The following is a 23,064-nucleotide window of genomic DNA, read 5'->3' as shown; positions in this document are numbered from 1 at the left end:
AGCCCGAAACGCCGCATGTTCAACCAAAGTAATGGCAAAGCCTGCGGCCCTTGACCTCATGCACGCTGACAGGGATGCCGTAGAGGCTGCTGAGGACCTCGTCCTGCACGACCTCGGCCGGCGTGCCCGCCACGGCCAGGCGGCCGTCCTTGAGCGCGATGATGTGGTCGGCGTAGCACGAGGCGAAGTTGATGTCGTGCAGCACCATGACCACGGTCTTGCCGCGCTCGGTGACGGCGCGGCGCAGCAGGCCCATCATGCTGACGGCGTGGGCCATGTCCAGGTTGTTCAGCGGCTCGTCCAGCAGGATGAAGGGCGTGTCCTGGCACAGCACCATGGCGATGTAGGCGCGCTGGCGCTGGCCGCCTGAGAGTTCGTCCAGGAAGCGCTCGGCCAGCGGCGTGAGCTGCAGGTACTCCAGCGCCTCGTCCACATGGCGCAGGTCTTCGGGGCCCAGCCGGCCCTTGCTGTGCGGGAAGCGGCCAAAGCCCACCAGGTCGCGCACCGTCAGGCGCAGCGCGCTCTGGTTGTCCTGGCGCAGGATGGCCATGATGCGCGCCAGCGCCTCGGTGGGCGTGGTGGCCACGTCAAGGCCGGCCACCCGCACCTTGCCCGCCGTGATCGGCATGAGGCGGCTGACCAGGGACAGCAGCGTGGACTTGCCCGCCCCGTTGGGCCCGATGATGGCCGTCAGCGCCCGCTCGGGCACATCGAAATTGAGTTCCTGCAGCACGGCCGTTCCGCCATGGCGCTTGAGCAGATCACGCACCTCGATCATTGGGTCCCCTTGCGCATGAGCAGCACGATGAAGACGATTCCCCCCAGGAACTCCACCACGATGCTCAGCACGGTATTGAATTTGAAAAGCTGCTCCAGCAGCACCTGCCCGCCCATGAGCAGCACGCAGCCCCAGAGCACGGCCGCAGGCAGCACCCAGGCATGGCGGCGCGTGCCCATGGCGTGATAGGCCATGTTGCTGACCAGCAGGCCGAAGAAGACCACCGGGCCCACCAGGGCCGTGGACACGGCCACCATGCAGGCCACCACGGCGAGCAGCCGCAGCACGCGGCCCTCGTAGTCCAGGCCCAGGCTGACGGCGGCATCGCGCCCCAGCGAGATCACGTCCAGCACGCGGCGCTGGCGCCAGATCCAGGCGCTGCCCAGGGCGATCAGCAGCAGCGACGGCAGCAGCAGCTGCAGGTTCACCGCGTTGAAGTTGGCGAACATGCGGTCCTGCAGCGCCGTGAATTCATTGGGATCGAGCACGCGCATGGCCAGCCCGGCCAGGCTACGAAAGAAGATGCCACCCACCATGCCCACCAGCAGCATCAGGTGCAGGCTGCTGGCATGGCCTACGAACAGCCAGCGCATCAGCAGCACGCTGAAGCCCATCATCAGCACGATGTTGAGCGCATAGCGCCCGACCTCGCCCATGGCGGACACGCCCGCCGCGCCCAGCATCAGCACCATGGCCGCCTGCACGAACAGGTACAGCGCATCCAGCCCCATGACGGAAGGCGTGAGGATGGTGTTGTGCGACACGGTCTGGAACACCACGGTGGACAGGCCGATGGCACAGGCCACCAGCGCCATGGTCAGCACCTTGGCGCCCCGGTGCTCCAGCACGAAGGCCCAGTCGGTCTTGACGCCCACGGTCATGAAGGCCAGCAGGCACAGCAGGGCCAGCGCGCCCAGCAGCGCCAGGCGCGCGCCATGGCCCCAGCTGCGCGCTGCAGGCTCATCGGAAGCAACGGATTGCGGCAGGCTGCTCATGCACGGTCCTTGCGGCGGCGCAGGATCAGCGCCAGGAACAGGGCACTGCCCAGCACGCCCAGCACGGTGCCCACGGGGATTTCATAGGGAGCGATCAGCAGCCGCCCGACCAGGTCGCACAGCACGGTCAGGCCCGCGCCGATCAGCGCCACCCACAGCACGCTGCGGCGCACGTTGTCGCCCAGGACCAGGCGCACCACGTTGGGCACGATCAGTCCCACGAAGGGCAGGCTGCCGGCCGTGACCACCACGGCCGAGGTGGCCACGGCCACCACCACCAGCCCCTGCCACACCAGGCGCCGGTAGTTCAGGCCCAGGTTGGTGGCAAAGCTCTCGCCCAGGCCCGCCACGGTGAAACGGTCGGCCGCCAGGCAGGCCAGGGCCGTGACGCCCAGCGACAGCCACAGCAACTCGTAGCGGCCCTGGACCACCAGCGAGAAATCGCCGTTGGACCAGGACTTGAGCACCTGCATCATGTCGAACTGCAGCGCCAGAAAGCTGGCGGCTGCCTCCAGCACGCCGGCCAGCACCAGGCCGACCAGGGGCACCATCCACGACGAGCGCAGCCGGATGCGCGAGAGCACGGCCAGGAACAGCGCCGTGCCCAGCAGCGCCGCCACGGCCGAGATGCCCATCTTGGCCATCACCGGCCAGTGCGGCACCCAGAGGAACGCGGCCAGCATGCCCAGGCTGGCCGACTCCACCGTGCCCACGGTGGAAGGCTCCACGAAATGGTTGCGCGCCAGCATCTGCATGAGCAGGCCGCAGACCGCCATCGATGCGCCGGCCAGCACCAGGGCCAGCGTGCGCGGCACGCGGCTGTACACCAGCACCTGGCTGGCCAGGTCGTCCTTGCTGCGCGACCACAGCACGCTCCAGTGCATGTCGCCCGCGCCCACCATCAGGCTGGCCAGAGACAGCGCCAGCAGCAGGCCCAGCGCGAAAAGCCAGGCAAGGGCCTGGCGAGAGGGGCGTGAAATGGGCGCGGCGGGCGCGGTGGCGACAGGCGGGCTCAACGCTTTGAGGTCATGTGCGGGTGAAGGCATCCGACAGTTGCTGGATATTGGCCTTCAGCGCGCCCGGCCCGGCGTTGGACAGGGTGTACCAGTTGGCTGCGTTCAGATAGACCACCTGCTTGCCGCGCCAGGCCTTGGTGGCACGCACCAGCGGGTTGTCCAGCAGTTGCTGGGCGGTCTTGCCATCCTGGCCGATGGCCACGTCGCGGTCGATGACGAACAGCCAGTCGGGATTGGTCTTGAGCAGGAACTCGAAGGAAACGACCTGCCCATGGCGGGCCACCGTGAGGTTGTCGATGGCCGGCTTCACTCCGAACACATCGTGCAGCATGCCGAAGCGCGAGCCCGGACCGTAGGCGCTGAGCTTGCCGCCCGAGGTCAGCAGCACCAGCCCCTTGCCGGCGTCCTGCGCCTTCCCATGCAATCCGGTGATGGCCTGCTCCACGGACCTGACCTCGGCCTCGGCCTTGTCATGCAGGCCGTAGACGGCGCCCAGCGTGCGGATGTTGCGGTAGATGTCGGCCATCTGGTGCTGGTCGCTGACACTGAGGTCCAGCACGGGCGCGAAGCGCGACAGCTCCTTGTACTTGGCCTCGGAGCGGCCACCCACGATGATGAGGTCGGGCGACAGCGCCTGGATGGATTCGTAGTCAGGCTCGAACAGGCTGCCGATGCGTGCGTATTTCGCATCGGCATAGCGGGCCAGCAGCGGCGGCATCTTGAACTCGGGCACACCCCGCACCTCGCCGCCCAGCGCCTGCAGCGTGTCCAGCGCCGCCAGCTCGAACACCAGCACGCGCACGGGCTTGAAGGGCACCTGGACCTCGCCCTTGGCATGCGGCACGGTCACGGTCCTGCCGGCCGCCGCCGTCTGGGCATGGGACATCTGCGCCGCCAGCGGCAGCGTGACCAGCACGCCCAGGCCCTGCCCCATCTTCGCCAGGATTCGGCGACGGGAATGATTTGCATTCATGGTGTTCATCATTACAGTGATTGCTGTATTGCCAGGAAGTTCAAACATTGGCCTTTGTAGCATCAGGGAAGTGCCGGCGTGCCGTCCGGCATGCGCTCGCAGGCCGGCAGGCCCTGGGCGAAGCGCCCGGGGTTGAGCAGGGCCACCAGGCCGCAGGCCAGCGAGCCCTGCCACTGCAGGTAGTCATGGCTGGTCTCGTGCTCGGCCTGGGTGACCTCGTAGCCCTTGGCGCGCAGCACATCGGCCAGGTGGCGGTTGGTTTCCAGGATGCCGTCCTGCCCGCCGCGTGCGCGCTCGTAGCGGCCCGCATCCAGATAAAAGCGCACGGGCTGGCGCGGCTCCTGGGCATAGCGGCGCTGCACCCAGCCCGGCACCTCGCCGACCGGCGACCACCAGAACGATCCCGACATGCTCAGCACGTTGCCGAACCAGCGCGCATTGACCAGACCCGCGTAGGCCGAGGCCAGGCCGCCAAAGCTGGAGCCACCGATCACCGTGCGCGCCGCAGGCTGGCCCAGGCCCTGTTCACCCACCCAGGGCATCAGCTCCTCATCCAGAAAGCGCGCGAAGGCGGTGTTGGGCGGCAACTCCCTGCCGCGCGCCTGCGGGCTGGCGTTGTCCACCAGCACCACGGCCGTGGGCGGGATCAGGCCGTCGGCCATGAGGTTGTCGATGAGGGTGGACGTGGACACCTGCTTCGCATAGGCGTTGCCGTCGAACAGCACCAGCAGCGCCTCGGGCGCCTGACCACCCGCCGGGCGGTAGGTCCAGACATCGCGGCTGTTGCCCAGCACGCGGCTGGACAGGCGGTGCTGCACCAGCGCCCCCTGGGCCACGCCCGCGCGCGGCGCCACCCAGGGCTGGGGCGGCGCCTCGGGCAGTTCCAGCACGGAGGCGCCCTGGAAGGCATCGATGAAGCCGCCCTCGGGGGGCTGCGGAAACACCTTGGGATTGAGCGGATCGCGCTGTGCCGTGGCCAGCAGGGCGCGGCGCTGCTCCATGGCCGAGCCTGCGATCAGCGGTACATCGGGCGCCAGGCGGTAACTGAGCCGCGCGTTGTCGGCCATGCGGAAGCTGGCCCACCAGACATCGCTGCCGTCGAGGTGCTGCAAGGGATCGTGATTGCCGGCCGGGCTGCCGAACAGGCGCACCCCCTGCATGCCGGCGCGCGGCTGGCCACGCCACAGGAAGGTGACCAGGGACTGGCCGCCGGGCAGCGGCTCCACCATCGGCGCGCCCTCCTCCTGCACGCGCCGCCAGAAGGCGTCTGCCGCCACGCCCGAACCCGCGCCGCGCTGGATGGCCTGCGCCAGGGCCTGCAGGCGTGGGCTTTCCAGCGCAGGCCGTTCCGGGGCCTGCACAGCCTTGGCGCCCAGCGGCGCAAGACTGGAGGTCAACCGCAGCGCAAAGCGGCCGGCTGCGGATTTCACCTCGCCGGCCATCAGCGCATTCGTTGCGATGTGGCGCGCCACCAGCCTTTGCCTGCCGGCCCCCTCCGTGACCCACATCAGCGACTGCGCGCCGCCATCGGGCCGCGCCAGGCGGCGCAGGTGCCGGCCCTGGGCATCCTCCAGGTCCAGGGCCACGCCCAGCCCTTCGAATTCACCCTGAACCACGTGGCCGGCGGGCAGATCGACGCGCCAGGACTCGCGCCCATCGGCAGCCAGGACCCCCGTGGCCGCCTGGCCCGGCGCCAGCGTGCCCGGCCGTGCGGCCAGGGCCTGCCGCGGTGCGGCTGCCCTCATGTCTTCAGCGGCATGGACGGCTGCGCCCAGCAGGCACAGCAGCGAGGTGGCCAGGCACAGGCCTTGTCGTGCAGCTTGCGCCATGGCGTCAGAAGTCCACCGTGGCCGAGACACGTACCGTGCGCGGGCCGCCCGTGGTGGCGAAGTTGTCGTTGAAGCTGCCGGCCCAGTAGGACTTGTCGAGCAGGTTCTCCACCGTGGCGCGGAAGGTGACGGGTTTGGCCGCGATGCGGGTGGCATAGCGCGCGCCCACGTCCACGCGGGTCCAGCTGGGCATCTTCAGCGTGTTGGCCGAATTCACCCACTGGGCGCCCGTGTAGATCAGGCGGCCGGTGAGCGTGGCGCCCGGCAGCGCGGGCACGTCCCACTCGCCGCCCAGGTTGGCCGTCCAGCGCGGCACGCCGTAGACGCCGAAGCCATCGCGCGCGCCGCCCTGGGTCTTGCTCTGGATGGCCTGGGTGTAGGCCAGGCCGCCCAGCACGCGCGTGCCGCGCAGCGGCTCGCCGAACACATTCCACTCCAGGCCCCGGTTGCGCTGCTCGCCATCCATCAGCAGGCGGTTGGTCGCGGTCTCCACCACGGACGAGGGCCGCTCGATCTGGAACAGCGAGACCGTCTGCGTGAAATCGCCCGTGCGCCACTTGGCGCCGATCTCGAACTGCTTGGTCTTGTAGGGCGCGAACACTTCACCGGCATTGGCATAGGTGGCGCCGACGATGGAGCCCGCGCTCAGGCCCTGCACATGGTTGGCATACAGCGAGACCGCATCGCCCCAGGGCTTGACCACCAGGCCCAGCGCGGGCGAGACGGCCTGCTCGTTGTAGCCCGCCATCTTCTGGTTCACGCGCTGCAGGCGTGCGCCCACGGTCAGTTGCACGGCATCGCCGCCCCAGCTCAGCGTGTCGGCCAGGGCCAGGCTGCTGAGCACGTCGTCGCGCTCCTGCTTGATGGCGCCATAGGGGCCGGCCAGCGTGATGGGCGCAGGGTTGTAGATGTTGGTGATGTAGCTGGCGCTGGTGGCCACGGCCGCGCGCCCGCCCTTCTGGTTCATCCAGTTCAGGGAGGCCACCAGCAGGTGGTTCACGCCGCCCGTGCGCAGGCGCCCGCGCACGCCGAATTCGGCCGCCGTGCTGTCGGTATAGCCGTACTGGTTGTAGGTCTGGCCCACGGCCGAGCCGTCGCCCTGGGCGCGCAGCACCACGCGCGTGCCGTTGAGCATGCCGTCGTAGGCATGCTGTGCCGTGCCTGCGGAGCCGAACAGCGTCCAGTCCGCGCCCAGGTCCACCGAGCCGCGCAGCATCAGTGCATCGCTTTGCTGCTTGGCGTGTATGCCGGGGAACAGGTTGGTCGTGGCGTCGGGCGCCGCGATGACCTGCTTGAGGTTCTGCATGCTGACCATCATCGGGCTGCCATCGCGGATGGTGGAGCGGTAGCTGTAGGCATCCAGCCCCAGCGTGAATCCGTCGCCCTGGTAGTCCAGCGCCAGCGCGCCCAGGCCGTGGCGGCGGTTCTGGCCGTCGATCTCGGTGTCGCCGCTCGAGGTGCTGCCGTTGACGCGTATGCCCAGGCGGCGCTCGGGGCCGAAGCGGCGCGAGACATCGGCCTGCAGGCCCAGCTGGGAGCCGCTGCTGAACATGGTGGTCACGCGCGTGAGATCCTGGGCCAGCGGGCGCTTGGTCACCAGGTTGATGGTGCCGCCCACGGCGCCGCCGGGCGTCATGCCGCTCATCAGCGCACCGGGGCCCTTGAGCACTTCCACGCGCTCGATCATCTCGACGGGCACGTGGCCGTCGGGCGCCAGGCCGTACAGGCCGTTGAAGCCCAGCTCCGAGGCATTCACCCCCAGGCCGCGGATGGTGAAGTTCTCGTAGGCATGGCCGGTGTTGGTGGTGAAGCGCACCGAGGGGTCGTTTTCCAGCACCGACATCAGCGTTGTCGCGTTCTGGTCGGCAATGCCTTCGGCCGTGTAGGAGGTGATGTTGAACGGCGTGTCCATCACATCGCGCTGGCCCAGCACGCCCAGGCCCGCACCCTTGGCCACCTGGCCGCCCGGGGCTACCGTGGGAAGGGTCTGGGGATCGGTGGTGCCGCGCACCGTGACCTCGCCCAGTTCGGCGTCAGCGGCCCAGGCGCCGGCAGGCAGCGCCGCGGCAGCCACCAAGGCGCAGACACCGGCGATGGGGCCAAGGCGATGGAACGTGCAAACAGGGGGGAAGGGGCTGGCAGCGCCTGCGCGCGGCAGGCCGATGCGGGTACGGGAAGACATCCGGGAGGGCTTTCGAGACGGAAGGAAATGCGCCGCATCCAGCCCGGAGCCCCTCGGGCACAGGCCGGATACGGCATCTGCCCGAATTATAGAAAATGAGAATTATTCTTATTAAGAAAGCAGCAACAACGCACCGCGCGCAAACATGGGCGCACGGCCAGCAAACAATCGCATTGAAAACAGTGGGGGCCAGGCAACAGGCGGCCCGGCCTCGGCGACGCCAGCGGCCGCTAGAAGGTGTCGCCGCGCTCCATGGCGCGGCGGTGGCGCTGCACGAATTCCTGGTAGGTGTCGATGCCGCGCAGCTGCAAGATGGCATTGCGCACGGCGGCCTCGACCAGCACGGCGATGTTGCGGCCCGCCACCACCTGGATCACCACCTTGCGCACGGGCACGCCGAGCACATCCTGCGTCAGCGGCTCGGCCGGCAGGCGCTCGTACTCGCGCTCCATGGTTTCCTTGCGCACCAGGTGCACGATGAGCTTGAGGCGCATCTTGCGGCGCACGGCCGTCTCGCCAAAGATGGCGCGGATGTCCAGCAGCCCGATGCCGCGCACCTCCAGCAGGTTCTGCAGCAGCTCGGGGCACTTGCCCTCGATCGTGGTCTGGTTGATGCGGTACAGGTCCACCGCGTCATCGGCCACCAGGCCGTTGCCGCGCGTCACCAGTTCCAGCCCCAGCTCGCTCTTGCCCAGGCCCGACTCGCCCGTGATCAGCACGCCCATGCCCAGGATGTCCATGAACACGCCGTGCATGGTGGTGCGGTCGGCGAAGTGCTTGGCCAGGTAGGCGCGCAGCACATCGATCACGAAGGCCGACTGCTCGCGCGTGGAGAACATGGGAATGTGGGCGCGCTCGCACATGGACAGCAGCGCCTCGGGCGCCGTCTGCCCGTCGGCCAGCACCAGCACGGGCGGCTCCAGCGTGACGATGCGTGCCACGCGGCGCTGGCAGTCCTGCGGCGTGGCATTGCTCAGATAGGCGATCTCGCGCTCGCCCAGCACCTGCAGTCGGTAGGGATGGATGTAGTTCAGGTAGCCGACGAGGTCCGCGCCGGAGCGCGCCGAGCGCACGGCCATCTCGTCGAAACGGCGCTCCGAGGCTCCCAGGCCCGCCACCCACTCCCAGCGCAGGCTGGAGCGGAACTCCTCGAACAGGACATCGGCGCTGATGGCACTGGGTCTCATGGCAAGGCCCGTGAAAAGGGGAAGGAAAAAGTCTAGACCAGGGGCGCAGCGGAGGACTGCCAGCCGGCAATCATTCCATGCAGCCGGGCCGCATCGGCGCAGGACTTCAGGCGCTCGCGCAGCTGGCTGTCGCTGAGAAGCTCGGCGATTTCGGACAGGATTTCCAGATGCTTCTGGGTGGCCGCTTCGGGAACCAGCAGAAAGATCAGCAGGCCCACGGGCTGCTCATCGGGAGCATCGAAACCAATGGGATTGTCCAGTTGGAACACGGCCGCCATGGGAGCGGTCAGGCCCTTGATGCGCCCATGGGGAATGGCCACGCCGTGGCCGAGCCCCGTCGAGCCCAGGCGTTCGCGTGCAAACAGGCTGTCGGTGATAAGTGCGCGGGACAGGCCATGCAGGCTCTCGAAGAGCAGACCTGCTTCTTCGAAAGCGCGCTTTTTGCTGGTGACGTCGACGCTCACGAGCACTTGAGCGGCGGGCAGGATGGAGGCAAGACGGTTCATGGTTCGGGAAACAATTATGCACCGCAGTGCCGGAAACCGTGGGGAAACCCTGACCCCCATCAAAAACCGCCCCGAAGGGCGGTGGTCGTGCGTGGCACATCAGCCACATAAGCGCAGGTATTGTAAGCGCCCGCACAGGGCAGGCGCCTTACCTGTCACCCGACTGACGCCAAGGTCAGCCCAGCATCATCGAGTCGCTTGGCCGAACCATAGCGGCTGCCCTGCTGGCGGGTCTTGTAGCGCACCACCACGCGGTCCAGCTTGTCAGCCAGCGCATCGACGGCGGCGTAGAGATCGAAGTGAGAGGTCTCGACAAAAAGATCCTGGCCCTTGACGCGCAGCGTGCAACCGGCACGTTGGCGCTTTTCCTTCTCCTTTTGGTTATGAACGGTCAGCAAGACCTTTACATCCACCACCTGGTCAAAGTGTCGAAGAATGCGTTCGAGCTTGGCCATGACGTAACTGCGCAGCGAGGGAGTGACCTCCAGGTGATGCCCACTAATCGTCAGATTCATATCTAAACACTCCTTGCTCTGGATGAAAACAGCCCGGTCCACCGGGAGACGATCCGCCGGGACAGGTGCTTGCAGGCCGGAATGCGCATTCGTTTGCTTGCGAACCCACTATGCGCCGGGGCCTGCCCAAAAGCAACGCCGCAAGCCGATAGCGCAGGACGGCGCAGGGCCTTGGGAACGGGTTTTGCGCGGCATGCAATTGGGCGCACAATCGGCGGGTTTGCCAGGCTGCGCCCCTGGGGTGGGGCTTGCCACGGGCCGCCCGTCACCGTGAGGCGCCGTTGGTTAGAATCGCGCTCCTGCGCGTGCCGCTTGCAGCCATCCGGCCGCTGCAGCCTCTTTGCCAGATTGCCCCTTGCCTCACATGACCACCCAGTCCCGCCCCTCCGCCCTGCACACTTCCAACATTGCCTCGCTGCCGCTGCTCGCGCGCGGCAAGGTGCGCGACAACTATGCCGTGGGCGATGACCGCATCCTGATGGTGGCCTCGGACCGCCTGTCGGCCTTCGACGTGATCATGGGCGAGCCTATCCCCGGCAAGGGCGAGCTGCTGACGCAGATGGCGCTGTTCTGGTTCGACAAGCTCGGCCACATCTGCCCCAACCACCTGACCGGCGAAGCGCCCGAATCCGTGGTCACGCCCGCCGAAGTGCCCCAGGTCACGGGCCGCTCCATGCTGGTCAAGCGTCTCAAGCCCGTGCTGATCGAGGCCGTGGTGCGCGGCTACCTGGCCGGCAGCGGCTGGAAGGAATACCAGGAATCGCGCTCGGTCTGCGGCGTGCCCCTGCCCGAAGGCCTGACCAACGCCGCCAAGCTGCCCGAACCCATCTACACCCCGGCCGCCAAGGCCGAGATGGGTGACCATGACGAGAACATCACTTACGAGCGCACGGTGGAGATGGTCGGCGAGAAGCTGGCCTCCCAGATCCGCGATACGGCCATCCGCATCTACAAGGAAGCTGCGGCCATCGCCCTCGAAAAGGGCATGATCATTGCCGACACCAAGTTCGAATTCGGCCTGGACGAAAACGGCGAACTGGTGCTGATGGACGAGGTGCTCACGCCCGACAGCTCGCGCTACTGGCCTGTGGAGGGCTATGCCCAGGCCCTGGCCAATGGCGAGAACCCGCCCAGCTACGACAAGCAGTTCGTGCGCGACTGGCTGGAGCAGGCCCAGGTCAACGGCAAGCCCTGGGACAAGAAGGCCCCGGCCCCGCGCCTGCCCCAGGAAGTGACCGAGAAGACGGCCGCCAAGTACCGCGAAGCCCTGCAGCGCCTGACGGCCTGACGGCCCGCCATAGCCTGGCCCCGCGCCTTCCCCGCAAAAGAGAGCTTCGGCTCTCTTTTTCGTTGCAGGCCTGCGTTTTTGCAGCCGGTCATGCCTGCGTCACCGACGCTGCCACAATGTTCGCTTCCTCTGACTTTTTCTGAAGGAGCAAGCACATGGCTGGCAAGAAGATTCTGATGATCTGTGGCGACTACTGCGAGGACTACGAAACCATGGTCCCCTTCCAGGCCCTGCAGGCCGTGGGACACACGGTGCATGCGGTCTGCCCCGACAAGAAGGCCGGGGACCACATCAAGACGGCCATCCATGATTTCGAGGGCGCGCAGACCTACAGCGAGAAGCCCGGCCACAACTTCACGCTCAACGCCAGCTTCGCCGACATCAAGCCCGAGCAGTACGACGCCCTGGTGATCCCCGGTGGACGCGGCCCCGAGTACCTGCGCAACTACGACGCCGTGCGCGCCGCCGTGCGCCACTTCTTCGACAACGACAAGCCCGTGGCAGCCGTCTGCCACGGCGCCCAGCTGCTGGCTGGCGCCGGCGTGCTCAAGGGCCGCACCTGCTCGGCCTACCCGGCCTGCCGTGCCGAGGTCGAACTGGCCGGCGGCACCTATGCCGACATCGGCGTGGACCAGGCGCATACCGAAGGCAACCTGGTCAGCGCCCCCGCGTGGCCCGCTCACCCGGCCTGGATCGCCCAGTTCCTGACGCTCCTGGGCACGCGCATCAGCCACGGCTGAGTACGCAGCGTGCCCGGCGCGGGGCAGTTCAACGGCCCCAGCGCACCAGCACGATGCCGCCGAACACCAGGGCCGAGGCCAGCATGCGCACGCGGCCCAGGCGCTCGCGCATCAGCCAGGCGGCGATCCAGCCCGCAAACAGCACGCTGCTTTCGCGCAGCGCAGACACCAGGCCCATGGGCGCCTGGGACAGCGCCCAGGTCGCCATCCAGCTGGCACTCAGCTGCATGGCGGCGGCCAGGGAGCACAGGCGCCAGGTGCGTGCATCGGCACGCAGCACGGCAGGGCCGCGCCGCCAGGCGACGATCAGCACCGTGGCCAGGCCATCGCCCAGCGTGAGCAAGGCCGCATAGAGCAGCGCGGAGCCGGATGCGCGCGCTCCCAGCCCGTCGATGACCGTATAGCAGGCAATCATGGCTCCCGTGGCCAGCGCATAGCCGCTGCCGCCATAACCGCTGGCCGCGCCGCTGCGCACCGACAGCGCCAGCACGCCCAGCGACAGGCACAGCACGCCGGCCAGCCCGGGTACGCCCGGCCACTCACCGGCCAGCAGCGCCGCGCCCAGCGTCACGAACAGTGGCGCACTGCCCCGCGCCACCGGGTAGACCACGCCGAACTCGCCATGCTGGTAGGCGCGCGGCAGCACGAAGTGATAGACGGTGTGCACGGCCACCGAGGCCGCCAGCCACCACCACACCGATGCGTCCCACAACCCCGCCGCGCGCCAGTCCAGCCAGGGCAGCACCAGCAGCGACCACAGGCTGGCCAGCCCCGTGGTCAGCGCCATGGCGACCATCTTGTCGCCGCCCAGCTTGATGGCGCTGTTCCATCCCGCATTCATCAGCGCGGCCCCCAGGGCCGCGGCCAGCACCGCATTGCTCAATTCCATTCCATGGCCTCGTTCTTGATACGGGACGGGATGATGGATTCGCACCCAGATTAGATAAAGTCGAATCTTTGGAACATCATCTTCAGGAAACCTGATGCGACGCCTGAACCTTGACCAGCTCCAGACCCTGGTGGCCGTGGCCGACCTGGGCACGCTGGCTGCCGCCGCCCAGGCCCTTCACCTGTCGCCGCCAGCCGTCAGCCTGCACATCCAGGAGCTGGAAGCGCGCCTGGACACACCCCTGCTGGTGCGCGGCAAGCGAAAGGCGCAGCTGACGCCCGCAGGCGCGTTGCTGGCCGAAGGCGGACGCCGCCTGCTGGCCGACAGCGAGGCCCTGCTGCGCCAGGTGCGCAAGCGGGCCGAGGGCTTTGGCGCCAGCGTGCGCATAGGCGCCTCGGCCGGCGTCAGCCCCCTGCTTTTGCCCGAACTGCTGCAATGGCTGGCCGAGCACGCGCCCGGCGTGGAACTGCGCCTGGAAGTCGCGAGTTCCGCCCAGGCCATGCAGCGCCTGGCGACTGGCCACCTGGACCTGGCCCTGGTCGGGCTGCCCCAGCCCGTGCCTTCAGGCCTGGAAATGCGCGCCTGGCGCAACGACCCCATGGAGCTGTTCGCCCCGCCGCAGATGCCGCTGCCCGACCAGATCACGCCTGAATGGCTCAACGCCCAGCCCTGGATAGGCTTTGCCGCCGGCACCCAGATGCACCGCCTGCTGTCCCAATGGTTCGCCCAGGCGGGCCTGCTGCCCCAGCCGCGCATGGAAATGAGCTTTCCCGAAGGCATACGCGCCCTGGTCGCCGCCGGCCACGGCCCCACGGTCCTGCCGCGCGAGGAGCCCATGGATGCCGTCAGCCGCACGCTGCAGCAGCGCGGGCTCAGCCCCGCACTGACACGCCCGCTGGGACTGGCCTGCCGCAGCGCCGCGCAACAAGACCCGGCCGTGCAGGCCGTGGTGCGCGGGTTGATGCGATTTGCCGATCCCGTACGGAAGTAGGCGCTACAGCCCGGCCTCCTGCAGCACCCACGCACGCAACGCCTCGATGGCCGGCTGGCCCTGGCTGCGCCGGGGGTGGAGCAGGTGGTAGGCATAGGCCGGGCCCAGGCCCACGGTGATGTCGAACAGGCGCACCAGGCGGCCACGGGCCAGGTCTTCGGCCACCAGGTCCTGCTCGACCAGGCCCACGGCGCCACCGTCCATCACGGCCTGCACGACGTGGCTGGAGTCGGTGAAGGCGATGCAGCGGCCTGCGTCCAGGCCCTCCACGCCGGCCGCCGCCATCCACATCGGCCAGTTCGGCCAGGCCTGGCCGTCCACCCTGCAATCGACATGGCACAGCGTGTGCGCCAGCAGGTCAACGGGCCGGGCCAGCGGCGGGCCGGACTGCAGCAGGGCCGGGCTGCAGACGGGGATCACCCTGGCATCGAACAGGCGCACCGCCAGGGTGTGCGGATCACGGCCCGTGCCGAAGCGGATGGCGGCGTCGATGTCATCGGCGTCGAAGTCGCGCACCTCGTCGCAGATGTCCAGGCTCAGTTCAACCTGCGGATGCGCGGCGCGAAAGCGCGGCAGCCGGGGCAGCAGCCACTGCGTGGCAAGGCGCGCGCCCAGCGACAGGCGCAGCCGCGTCTCGCCCCGGGCCAGCTGGCGCGCCCGGCCGGTGGCGCGCCGCAGCAGGCCCAGCGCCTCGGCCGTGGCCTCCAGCAGCACGCTGCCTGCGGGCGTGAGCTGCATGCTGCGGCTGTTGCGCGTGAAGAGGACGAGGCCCAGCTGTTCCTCCATCTCCTTGATCTGGTGGCTGACCGCCGCCGGGGTCAGCCCCAGTTCGTCGGCCGCGCGCGTGAAGTTCAGGTGGCGCCCTGCAGCCTCGAAGCTGCGCAGGGCGCGCGTGCCGGGTGGGAGCTGGCGCATGGATCTTCAAATTTTTCTTGATGAAGCTCCAAATACTACTTGCTTCCTCTTTTGGGGCCGTCATCGAACAATCAAGAAAACTTGATGGATGAACCCATGGAAACCGCCTCCTTCTTCACCAGCCTCATCGATGGGCAGCCCGCTACGGCGGCCGAACTCGCCGCCCTGGCCTTTGCCGGCCATGCCCATTTCACGGCCATGCAGGTGCGCGGCGGCAGGCTGCGCGGGCTGGACCTGCATCTGCAGCGCCTGCGACAGGCCTCGCTGGAGCTGTACGGCCAGGCCTTGCCCGATGACCATGTCCAGGCGCAGCTGAGGGCGGCGCTTGCCAACGGCCCGCAGGATGTGTCGCTGACCGCCACGGTGTACTCGCCTGCCGGGGAATTCACGGCCGCCGATGCGCGGCCGCGCATGCTGGTGCGCACCTCGGCCCCCGCCTCGGGCCCTGCCGGGCCCTTGAGCCTGGCGCTGTTCGAGCATGAGCGCATGCTGCCCCACCTCAAGCATGTGGGCGAGGTGGCCAAGACGCACCTGCTGCGCCGCGCCGTGGCCCAGGGCTTTGACGACGCCGCCTTTGCCGACCGCCATGGCCGCATTGGCGAGGCCACCATCTGGAACCTGGCTTTCTGGGATGGAGATGCCGTGGTCTGGCCGCGCGCCCAGGTACTTCCGGGCACGACCGAGTCCATGCTGCGGCGCCAGTTGCAGCGCCTGGGCGTGGCGCAGCGCCAGGCCGTGCTGACCCTGGCCGACCTGCCATCCCTGGCCGGCGCCGTGGTGATGAATTCGTGGTCCCCGGGCATTCCGGTCAGGCGACTGGCCGATGTGCATCTGCCCGATGCGCCTGGCTTCGTGCAGTTGCTGCACCGCGCGCATGCGGCCGAGGAACCGGTTGCACCCTGAGCCCTCGCCATGAAAAAAGGGAGCCGCAAGGCTCCCCCGTCTCTTCACCCGTGCAGCGCCGGTCTCAGTTCAGCGCCATGCTGAGCTTGCGGCGGTAGCCGTTGACCAGTTGCGTGGCTTCGTCCTGCTCGGCGCCAGCCTTGCCCAGCAGCTCGATGCCGCCGCTGCTCTTGCCGGGGATGGCGTCCTGCTTCTTGGGCTTCGGGGGCGTGAGCAGCTCCAGGATGCCCACGTAGAGCTTGCGCGCGGCCTGGCCGTTCCAATCCTTGTCGCGCATGATGATTTCCAGCAGTTCGTCCATGCTGGCTGCCCATTGGCCTTCGGCGGCCAGGGCCCGGGCCTTGCCGAAGCGGGTGTCGAAGTCGCGCTTGTTCTGCGCGATGACGGCGTCGAACTGCGCAAACTCCCAGTTGCCACGCTCGTCGTTGTGCACGAACAGCATGCACTGCAGCCACTGGTTGAGCGCCTCGAAGCGCGTGGCCTGGGGAATGCGCTTGAGCGGCTCGACCAGCAGGGCGCCGGCCTCTTCGTAGCCACCCGTGGCGATCAGCAGGCGCACGTAGTCGAAGCGTGCATCGTCGTTGGCCGGATCGGCGGCCAGGGCGTCGGCCAGCTTTTGCAGGGCCGCCTGGGTGTCGCCGGCTTCCAGCAGCTGGTGGGCCTCGTCGGCTTCGGCCTCGGCGGCCAGCTCGCCTTCGGAGGGCAGGTGCTTGTCGAGGAACTCGCGCAGCTTGCCTTCGGGCTGGGCGCCCATGAAGCCGTCCACGGGGCGGCCGCCCATCATCAGAATGCAGGTCGGGATGGAGCGGATGCCGAACATGCCGGCCAGCTGCTGCTCCTGGTCGGAGTCGATCTTGACCAGCTTGAAGCGGCCGTCGTAGGCCACTTCGAGCTTTTCCAGGATGGGGCCCAGCGTCTTGCACGGGCCGCACCAGGGCGCCCAGAAGTCGACGAGCACCGGCACCTGCATGGAGGCGGCGACGACTTCGGCTTCGAAATTCTCAATGGTGACATCAATCATGTGATCAGACCCTGTGGCAAGGCGCGCGGCCAGGGCGCGCGGACTGTGGCGGTTCGGAGTTCGGCGGCCGAATGCCTCCGATGCGGACCGTGTGATTCTCCAGCAATTCCAAGGCCCAGGGCGTGAACGCCATGGGCGACAGCCACCCCAGATGGGAGCAGGCTGCGCGCATTTCAAGCCGCCCGGCCGAGGGCGCGGCGCGGCAGCGCTGGGCTATATTGGCGCGCTGTGCCGCCATTGCGGCCTGCCATCAACGCAATGAGGGAGGGCTCGCCTTGATCAAGGTTTCGCAGCTGGTGTTCGAGTACCCCGGCCACCGCGCGCTCGATGGCGTCAGCCTCCATATCGCCGCAGGCACCGTCACGGCCCTGGTGGGGCCCAACGGCGCCGGCAAATCCACGCTGATGCGCTGCATCGCCGGACTGGACCAGCCGCTGTCGGGCCAGGTCGAGGTGCACGGCATTGCGGTGCAGGAGCAGCCCCGCGAAGTGCACCGGCACCTGGGCTATCTGTCGGATTTCTTCGGCCTCTATGACCGCCTGAGCGTGCGGCGCTGCCTGCAGTACGCGGCCCTGTCCATGGGCGTGCCCCCGTCCGAGGCGCCGCAGCGCGTGGCGCACGTGGCCGGGCAGCTGGGCCTGGCCGATCTGCTGGAGCGCCTGCCCACCGAGCTGTCTCGCGGCCAGCGCCAGCGCGTGGCCATCGGCCAGGCCATCGTCCACCAGCCGCGCGTGCTGCTGCTGGACGAGCCGGCCAGCGGCCTGGACCCCGAGGCCCGCGCCAGCCTGTCCCAGCTGATGCGCGCGCTGCAGGCCCAGGGCATGACCCTGATCGTCTCCAGCCACATCCTCAGCGAACTCGACGAGTACTGCACCCACATCCTGAGCCTGCGCGGCGGCCGCGTGGAAAGCCACGAGGCCCTGCACGGCGGCATCAAGGCGCCGGCCGCCGGCGGCGATGTGCCGCTGGCGCTGTACGCGCTGGAGCTGGCACCGCCCCCGGGTGCCCCGGCCGGGTCGCTGGCACGGCAGCTGCACCAGGTCCTTCCCGACACCCCTGTGCCGCCGCCCGATGACCAGGGCCTGGTGCATCTGCAGCTGTGGCTGCCCACCCTGCCGCGCGAACGCGCCGACCTGCTGGCCCGCCTGGTTGGCGCCGGCCTGCCCGTGGCCAGCCTGGCGCCTGTGCGCGAGCGCCTGCAGGACCGCTACGCACGCGGCCTGCAGGCCGCAGCCCCCCTCAGCCCTGCGGAGCAGCCATGACGCACAACCCCGAATTCCAGCGCCAGCTCTGGCTCAACTGGCGGCCCGCCCAACTGGGCTGGAGCCTGCTGCTCACCGCCTTGCTGCTGGCCACGCCAATGGTCCTGGTCCAGCCCGAAGACCGCCTGCATGCCCTGCTGGTCGCCGCCCTGATCGGCATGTGGATCGCCGCGGCCGGCCTGGGCAGCGTGCTGGCCGGGCGCGGCCTCAACGAAGAGGCGCACCAGCACACCTGGGACTGGCAGCGCCTGTCGGCCCTGACGCCATGGCAGATGGCCTGGGGCAAGCTGCTGGGCGCTCCGCTGGCGGCCTGGCTGTACATGCTGTGGTGCGCGCTGGCCGTGCTGGCCACCTCGGCGGGCCAGCCGGGCGGGCTGGCCGGGGGCGTGCACGCCGTGCTGCAGGCCGTGCTGTGGGGCCTGGCCCTGCAGGCCTGGAGCATGCACTCCGTGCTCATGGGCTGGGGGCCGAAGGAGCAGCCCGCGCGCCGCATCCGCTTCGTGCTGGTGCCGCTGCTGTTCGTGATGGTGCTGCCCGGACCCATCCTGGGCCGGTTGACCGAGCAGCTGGGCCGCGAAGAAGGTCGCCCTGTGCTGTGGTGGTCCGTGCCGCTGCACGGGCGCGGCGCCATCTACCTGTTCGGTGCCATCGCGCTGGGGCTGGGCCTGCTGGCCCTGTGGCGGCTGCTGTGCACGCGGCTGGATGTGCGCACCCTGCCCTGGGCCTGGCCGCTGGGCCTGTGCGTGGCGGGCCTGGCCTTTGGAGGCATGCACCTCGATGCAATGCAGTTGCAGGGCCCCGGCCCGGCCTCCTTCTTCGCATGGACCACCGGGCTGGCGCTGGCGGGCACGGCCTATGTCTGCCTGCACGGCATGGACGAGGGCCTGCGCAGCTGGCGCCAGGTGCAGTGGTGCGTGCTGCAGGGGCGCTGGCGTGGCGCGCTCGAGGCCCTGCCGCTGTGGCCCGTGAGCTGGCTGCTGGCCGTGCTGGCCTGCGCGCTGTGGCTGCTGTGGCCTGGGGGCGGCCAGCCCATCGTGCCGGGCGCGGCCCAACTGGCGGCGCTGGCCACGGCGCAGTTGCTGCGCGATGCCGCGCTGGCCACGGGCTTTTCCCTGCTGGCCGGGCGCATCAAGTCGCCGCTGGCCGCGTTTGCCGTCACCTGGCTGCTGGTCAACATCGTGCTGCCGCTGCTGGCCTTTGGCCTGGCCGGGGCCGATGCCGCCGTGCTGGCCCAGCCGCTGGCAGCCGGCCTGACCAAGCCCGTCACCAGCGGAATGTGGCTGTCGCTGGCCGTGCAGGTGGGGCTGGCCCTGGCCTGGCTGGCCCATGTGTTTCGCCAGCGCGTGCTGGGTTTTGCGCGCGAGCAGCACACGGCTGTGCGGTGATTTGCAGGGGGATGCGGGCCGATCCGGACTAAAAAAGTAAAATCGCGGGTTCCACTAGGCCGGGCCGCAGGCGCCCTCACGACATGAACTCCATCCAGATCGGTGTGGTCATGGGCTCCAGCAGCGACTGGGAGACCATGCAGCACGCAGTTGCCATTCTTCAGCAATTTGGCATCGCCCATGAAGCCCAGGTCGTCTCGGCCCACCGCATGCCCGACGACATGTTCGCCTACGCCGAGGCCGCTGCCGGCCGTGGCCTGAAGGCCATCATCGCGGGTGCGGGGGGCGCTGCCCACCTGCCCGGCATGATCGCTGCCAAGACCGTGGTGCCCGTGCTCGGCGTGCCCGTGGCCAGCCGCCACCTGCAGGGCGTGGACTCGCTGCACTCCATCGTGCAGATGCCCAAGGGCGTGCCCGTGGCCACCTTCGCCATCGGCGCGGCCGGCGCGGCCAATGCGGCCCTCTTCGCCGTGGCCCTGCTGGCCAATGAGGACCCGGCCCTGCGCACCAGGCTCGAAGCCTTCCGCGCCGAGCAGACCGCCGCAGCGCGCGCGATGACGCTTCCCCCGGTGGCCGTATGAGCGCAGATGTGATCCTGCCGGGCGCCACGCTGGGCGTGCTGGGTGGCGGCCAACTTGGCCGCATGTTCGTGCAATCGGCCCAGGCCATGGGCTATTTCACGGCCGTGCTCGACGCCGACCCGACCAGCCCTGCCGGCCTGGTCAGCCACCACCACATCCGTACCGGCTACGAAGACCCGCAGGGTCTGGCCGAACTGGCGCGCCTGTCGGCCGCCGTCACCACCGAATTCGAGAACGTGCCCGCCGCGGCGCTGAACCTGCTGGCCGCCCAGCGGCCGGTCTCGCCGGCTGGCTCCTCCGTGGCCATTGCCCAGGACCGCGCCCAGGAGAAGGCCCACTTCGTGCGCTGCGGCGTGCCCTGCGCGCCCTATGCGGTGATCGAGACGCCGGCCCAGCTGGCGGCCGTGCACGCCAGCCTGCTGCCCGGCATCCTCAAGACCGCCCGCATGGGCTACGACGGCAAGGGCCAGGTGCGCGTGAAGAACGCCGCCGAGCTGGCCACCGCCTGGGAGCAACTGGGCCGCGTGGCCTGCGTGCTGGAAAAAATGCTGCCACTGGCCCATGAATGCTCGGTCATCGTGGCGCGCGGCCGTGACGGCTCCATGGTCAACCTGCCCGTGCAGCGCAATCTGCACCGCGAGGGCATCCTGTCCGTCACCGAGGTCTACGAAGGCAACCTGCCGCAGGCCCAGGTCGAGCAGGCACTGGCCGCCGCACGCTCCGTGGCCGATGGCCTGGACTACGTGGGCGTGCTCTGCGTCGAATTCTTCGTGCTGCAGGACGGCATGCTCGTGGTCAACGAGATCGCGCCGCGCCCGCACAACAGCGGCCACTACAGCCAGAACGCCTGCGATGTCTCGCAGTTCGAGCTGCAGGTGCGCTGCATGACCGGCCTGCCGCTGACGCAGCCGCGCCAGCACAGCCCGTCCATCATGCTGAACCTGCTGGGCGACCTGTGGTTCAAGGACGGCGAACAGGCCAAGGCGCCGGCCTGGGACCAGGTCCTGGCCTTGCCCGGCTGCCACCTGCACCTGTACGGCAAGCACGACGCCAAGCGCGGCCGCAAGATGGGCCACCTGAACGTCACCGGCCCCTCGCCCGAGGCCGTGCGCTCCACCGCCCTGCAGGCCGCTGCCATCTTAGGGTTAGAGCCGTTCTGAAGGCCCGTGCAATGATTCTTGATGGAACGCTGGCGGCCTCTGTCCAGGCCGCCGCACAGGCGCTGCAGCGCGGCGAACTGCTGGGCCTGCCCACGGAAACCGTCTACGGCCTGGCGGCCGATGCCGACAACGACGCGGCCGTCGCGCAGATCTTCACCGCCAAGGGCCGGCCGCCCAACCATCCGCTCATCGTGCATGTGGCCGACAGCGGCGCCATCACGCGCTATGCGCGTGAAGTGCCGCTGTTCGCGCAGCAGTTGATCGACGCCTTCTGGCCCGGCCCGCTGACCCTGATCCTGCCGCGCCTGCCCCAGGCCGCCCGGGCCTCGACCGGCGGCCAGGACAGCGTGGGCCTGCGCTGCCCGTCACACCCCGTCGCCCATGCCGTGCTGGCCGCCTGCCAGCAGCTGCAGCCGCCCGTCTGGGGCGTATCGGCGCCCAGCGCCAACAAGTTCGGCCGCGTCAGCCCCACCACGGCGGCCCATGTGGCCGGTGAGTTCGGCGACACGCTGCTGGTGCTGGACGGCGGCGCCTGCGAAGTGGGGATCGAATCGACCATCGTGGACTGCACGCGCGGCGTGCCCGTGCTGCTGCGCCCCGGCGCCATCACGCGCGACGACATAGAACGCGCCTGCGGCCAGCGCCCCCTGTCCAAGGAAGAGCTGCAGGAGAACACGCCGCGCGCCTCCGGCACCCTGCTGGCCCACTACGCGCCCAACGCCCAGGTGCGCCTCATGGACGCCAGGCAGTTGCAGGCCGGGCTGGACGTGCTGGGCGCCGACGCCAGGAACCTGGCCGTCTACCACCGTACACCGCTGCGCACCGCCTCGCGCGCCGTCACGCTGCGCGCCATGCCCGCCGACGCCGCCGCCACCGCGCGCGAGCTGTTCGGCGCCCTGCGCGACTTCGATGAAGTCGGCGCCAGGCTGATCTGGATCGAGACCCCGCCCGACACGCCGGACTGGGAAGGCGTGCGCGACCGGCTGCTGCGCGCGGCGGCTGCGGGATAGAAGAGGTCCCCCGGGACTGCAGTGCCGCATCGGGCATCAACCCGCGCGCCTGTCCAACGGCGTGCGGCGCAGGAACAGGCGCCGTTCCAGGCCTTTGAATGGCAGGAGTTGCTAGAATCGCACTACACAATCCCTTCGCGGTGTCATTCAGTTGGCTCAGGCTTAGGGCGAAAAGGCCACCGCAAGGTGGTCTTTTCATTGGTGGCTTGGACATTGACCAGAACAACCATCTACATCGACGGCTACAACCTCTACTACTCGCGGCTCAAGGGCACGCCGTACAAGTGGCTGGACATTGCTGCGCTGTTTCGTGATCGCATCCTGCTGCCGCAAGACCCTGGCGCAGAGGTTGTCGCCATCAAGTACTTCACGGCCCCCGTCAAAGCCTCGTACGCCCGGCATGGCGAGGCATCGGTCCAGGCACAGACCCAGTACCTTCGCGCCCTGCAGGCACGAGACCCTGGCCTGATCCAGATCGTCAACGGCTTCCACGTCTTCGAACCCACATCCCTGCCGAGCTACCAAGCGGGCGCCAACCCGAGCAAGAACAACGTGTCGCGCGTCTGGATGATCGAAGAAAAGCAGACCGACGTGAACCTTGCGCTGCACGCCTACCGTGATGCAGTACGTGGCGAATGCGACCAGTTGGTGATCTGCTCCAACGACAGTGACGTGGAACCCGCACTGCGCATGCTGCGCGAGGACGTGCCCGCCGCCAGGCTGGGGCTGGTCATGCCATTGCGCGACAGGACCGCAGCAGACGGCAAAGTGCCCAACAAGCGCTTGACGGCGTTGGCGCACTGGGTTCGCCATCACATCAGGGACGACGAGCTGGCGCAATCGCAGTTGCCGCTGAACGTGCAGACGCGGAAAAAACCAGCCAGCAAGCCTGCGCATTGGTGACCCCCCACAAGGCGGCACTGGGCGGAACGCTGCCG

21 protein-coding genes and 1 pseudogene are annotated in these 23,064 nt (G+C 68.8%); 10 read left to right on the top strand and 12 right to left on the bottom strand.

The genetic code is table 11. From position 1 onward, the window contains the following. Positions 1-19: 19 nt before the first annotated feature. The 9 genes from A9976_RS00235 to hpf form a co-directional block, all read right to left on the bottom strand. Positions 20-778, bottom strand: coding sequence for an ABC transporter ATP-binding protein (locus A9976_RS00235; RefSeq protein WP_183017322.1), 759 nt, complete (start codon positions 776-778; stop codon positions 20-22). After that, a complete protein-coding gene (locus tag A9976_RS00230; RefSeq protein WP_183017321.1) occupies positions 775-1,773 on the bottom strand; it encodes an iron chelate uptake ABC transporter family permease subunit in 999 nt (332 codons plus the stop codon). Before A9976_RS00230 ends, A9976_RS00235 begins: the two co-directional genes overlap by 4 nt. Next, positions 1,770-2,753 carry an ABC transporter permease gene (locus tag A9976_RS00225; protein WP_183017367.1) on the bottom strand — a complete coding sequence of 328 codons (984 nt, stop codon included), beginning with the start codon at positions 2,751-2,753 and terminating at the stop codon, positions 1,770-1,772. Before A9976_RS00225 ends, A9976_RS00230 begins: the two co-directional genes overlap by 4 nt. A gap of 46 nt (positions 2,754-2,799) precedes the next feature. Then, a complete protein-coding gene (locus tag A9976_RS00220; protein ID WP_183017320.1) occupies positions 2,800-3,810 on the bottom strand; it encodes a siderophore ABC transporter substrate-binding protein in 1,011 nt (336 codons plus the stop codon). 14 nt (positions 3,811-3,824) lie between these two features. Continuing rightward, the gene (locus tag A9976_RS00215; RefSeq protein WP_183017319.1) at positions 3,825-5,591 is read right to left on the bottom strand and encodes an enterochelin esterase domain-containing protein; all 1,767 of its coding nucleotides are present in this window, start codon (positions 5,589-5,591) and stop codon (positions 3,825-3,827) included. A gap of 4 nt (positions 5,592-5,595) precedes the next feature. After that, entirely contained in the window at positions 5,596-7,773 is a 2,178-nt protein-coding gene (locus A9976_RS00210; protein ID WP_183017318.1) for a TonB-dependent siderophore receptor, read from the bottom strand. 230 nt (positions 7,774-8,003) lie between these two features. Further along, positions 8,004-8,960, bottom strand: a complete 957-nt coding sequence (gene hprK, locus A9976_RS00205) for an HPr(Ser) kinase/phosphatase (RefSeq protein ID WP_012202934.1) — start codon at positions 8,958-8,960, stop codon at positions 8,004-8,006. 32 nt (positions 8,961-8,992) lie between these two features. After that, on the bottom strand, positions 8,993-9,466 hold the full coding sequence (locus A9976_RS00200) for a PTS sugar transporter subunit IIA (RefSeq protein WP_013804474.1): 474 nt from the start codon (positions 9,464-9,466) through the stop codon (positions 8,993-8,995). A 155-nt stretch (positions 9,467-9,621) separates the two neighbouring features. After that, the gene (gene hpf / locus A9976_RS00195) at positions 9,622-9,981 is read right to left on the bottom strand and encodes a ribosome hibernation-promoting factor, HPF/YfiA family (protein WP_012202932.1); all 360 of its coding nucleotides are present in this window, start codon (positions 9,979-9,981) and stop codon (positions 9,622-9,624) included. Positions 9,982-10,345: 364 nt separating this feature from the next. Between hpf and A9976_RS00190 the strand changes: the two genes are divergently transcribed. Further along, positions 10,346-11,269, top strand: coding sequence for a phosphoribosylaminoimidazolesuccinocarboxamide synthase (locus A9976_RS00190; RefSeq protein ID WP_012202931.1), 924 nt, complete (start codon positions 10,346-10,348; stop codon positions 11,267-11,269). 155 nt (positions 11,270-11,424) lie between these two features. Further along, entirely contained in the window at positions 11,425-12,009 is a 585-nt protein-coding gene (locus tag A9976_RS00185; RefSeq protein ID WP_183017317.1) for a DJ-1/PfpI family protein, read from the top strand. A 28-nt stretch (positions 12,010-12,037) separates the two neighbouring features. On the opposite strand, the gene A9976_RS00180 is transcribed toward A9976_RS00185, so the two are convergent. Continuing rightward, positions 12,038-12,898: a DMT family transporter gene (locus tag A9976_RS00180; protein ID WP_183017316.1), complete on the bottom strand. Its 861-nt coding sequence runs from the start codon at positions 12,896-12,898 to the stop codon at positions 12,038-12,040. Between the two features lie 94 nt (positions 12,899-12,992). Here A9976_RS00180 and A9976_RS00175 point away from each other — a divergent pair, with 94 nt between their 5' ends. Next, complete coding sequence (locus tag A9976_RS00175) at positions 12,993-13,889, top strand: LysR family transcriptional regulator (protein ID WP_183017315.1); 897 nt, start codon at positions 12,993-12,995, stop codon at positions 13,887-13,889. A gap of 3 nt (positions 13,890-13,892) precedes the next feature. Here the strand turns inward: A9976_RS00175 and A9976_RS00170 are convergent, their stop codons facing one another. After that, on the bottom strand, positions 13,893-14,804 hold the full coding sequence (locus A9976_RS00170; protein WP_183017314.1) for a LysR substrate-binding domain-containing protein: 912 nt from the start codon (positions 14,802-14,804) through the stop codon (positions 13,893-13,895). Between the two features lie 96 nt (positions 14,805-14,900). Between A9976_RS00170 and A9976_RS00165 the strand changes: the two genes are divergently transcribed. Next, positions 14,901-15,707 (top strand): aminotransferase class IV family protein, encoded by an 807-nt coding sequence (locus A9976_RS00165; protein ID WP_183017313.1) that lies wholly within the window; start codon positions 14,901-14,903, stop codon positions 15,705-15,707. A 64-nt stretch (positions 15,708-15,771) separates the two neighbouring features. Here the strand turns inward: A9976_RS00165 and trxA are convergent, their stop codons facing one another. Further along, a complete protein-coding gene (gene trxA / locus A9976_RS00160) occupies positions 15,772-16,728 on the bottom strand; it encodes a thioredoxin (RefSeq protein ID WP_183017312.1) in 957 nt (318 codons plus the stop codon). Positions 16,729-17,069: 341 nt separating this feature from the next. Here trxA and A9976_RS00155 point away from each other — a divergent pair. The 6 genes and pseudogenes from A9976_RS00155 to A9976_RS00130 form a co-directional block, all read left to right on the top strand. Then, positions 17,070-17,990, top strand: a pseudogene (locus A9976_RS00155) (ABC transporter ATP-binding protein); the annotation flags it as partial. Then, a complete protein-coding gene (locus A9976_RS00150; protein WP_183017310.1) occupies positions 17,987-19,375 on the top strand; it encodes a hypothetical protein in 1,389 nt (462 codons plus the stop codon). The pseudogene A9976_RS00155 and the gene A9976_RS00150, both read left to right, overlap by 4 nt. Positions 19,376-19,458: 83 nt before the next feature. Next, entirely contained in the window at positions 19,459-19,956 is a 498-nt protein-coding gene (gene purE, locus A9976_RS00145) for a 5-(carboxyamino)imidazole ribonucleotide mutase (protein ID WP_012202922.1), read from the top strand. After that, the gene (locus A9976_RS00140) at positions 19,953-21,116 is read left to right on the top strand and encodes a 5-(carboxyamino)imidazole ribonucleotide synthase (RefSeq protein WP_012202921.1); all 1,164 of its coding nucleotides are present in this window, start codon (positions 19,953-19,955) and stop codon (positions 21,114-21,116) included. The genes purE and A9976_RS00140 overlap by 4 nt, the downstream gene beginning before the upstream one ends. An 11-nt stretch (positions 21,117-21,127) precedes the next feature. Further along, the gene (locus A9976_RS00135) at positions 21,128-22,126 is read left to right on the top strand and encodes an L-threonylcarbamoyladenylate synthase (RefSeq protein WP_183017309.1); all 999 of its coding nucleotides are present in this window, start codon (positions 21,128-21,130) and stop codon (positions 22,124-22,126) included. 213 nt (positions 22,127-22,339) lie between these two features. Continuing rightward, a complete protein-coding gene (locus A9976_RS00130) occupies positions 22,340-23,029 on the top strand; it encodes an NYN domain-containing protein (protein ID WP_225971041.1) in 690 nt (229 codons plus the stop codon). Positions 23,030-23,064 lie beyond the last annotated feature (35 nt).

Origin of the sequence: Delftia sp. UME58, assembly GCF_014170385.1 — a bacterium.
GTDB classification, from domain to species: Bacteria; Pseudomonadota; Gammaproteobacteria; order Burkholderiales; family Burkholderiaceae_C; genus Comamonas; species Comamonas acidovorans.
This window is presented reverse-complemented; position numbering and strand designations above follow the sequence as displayed.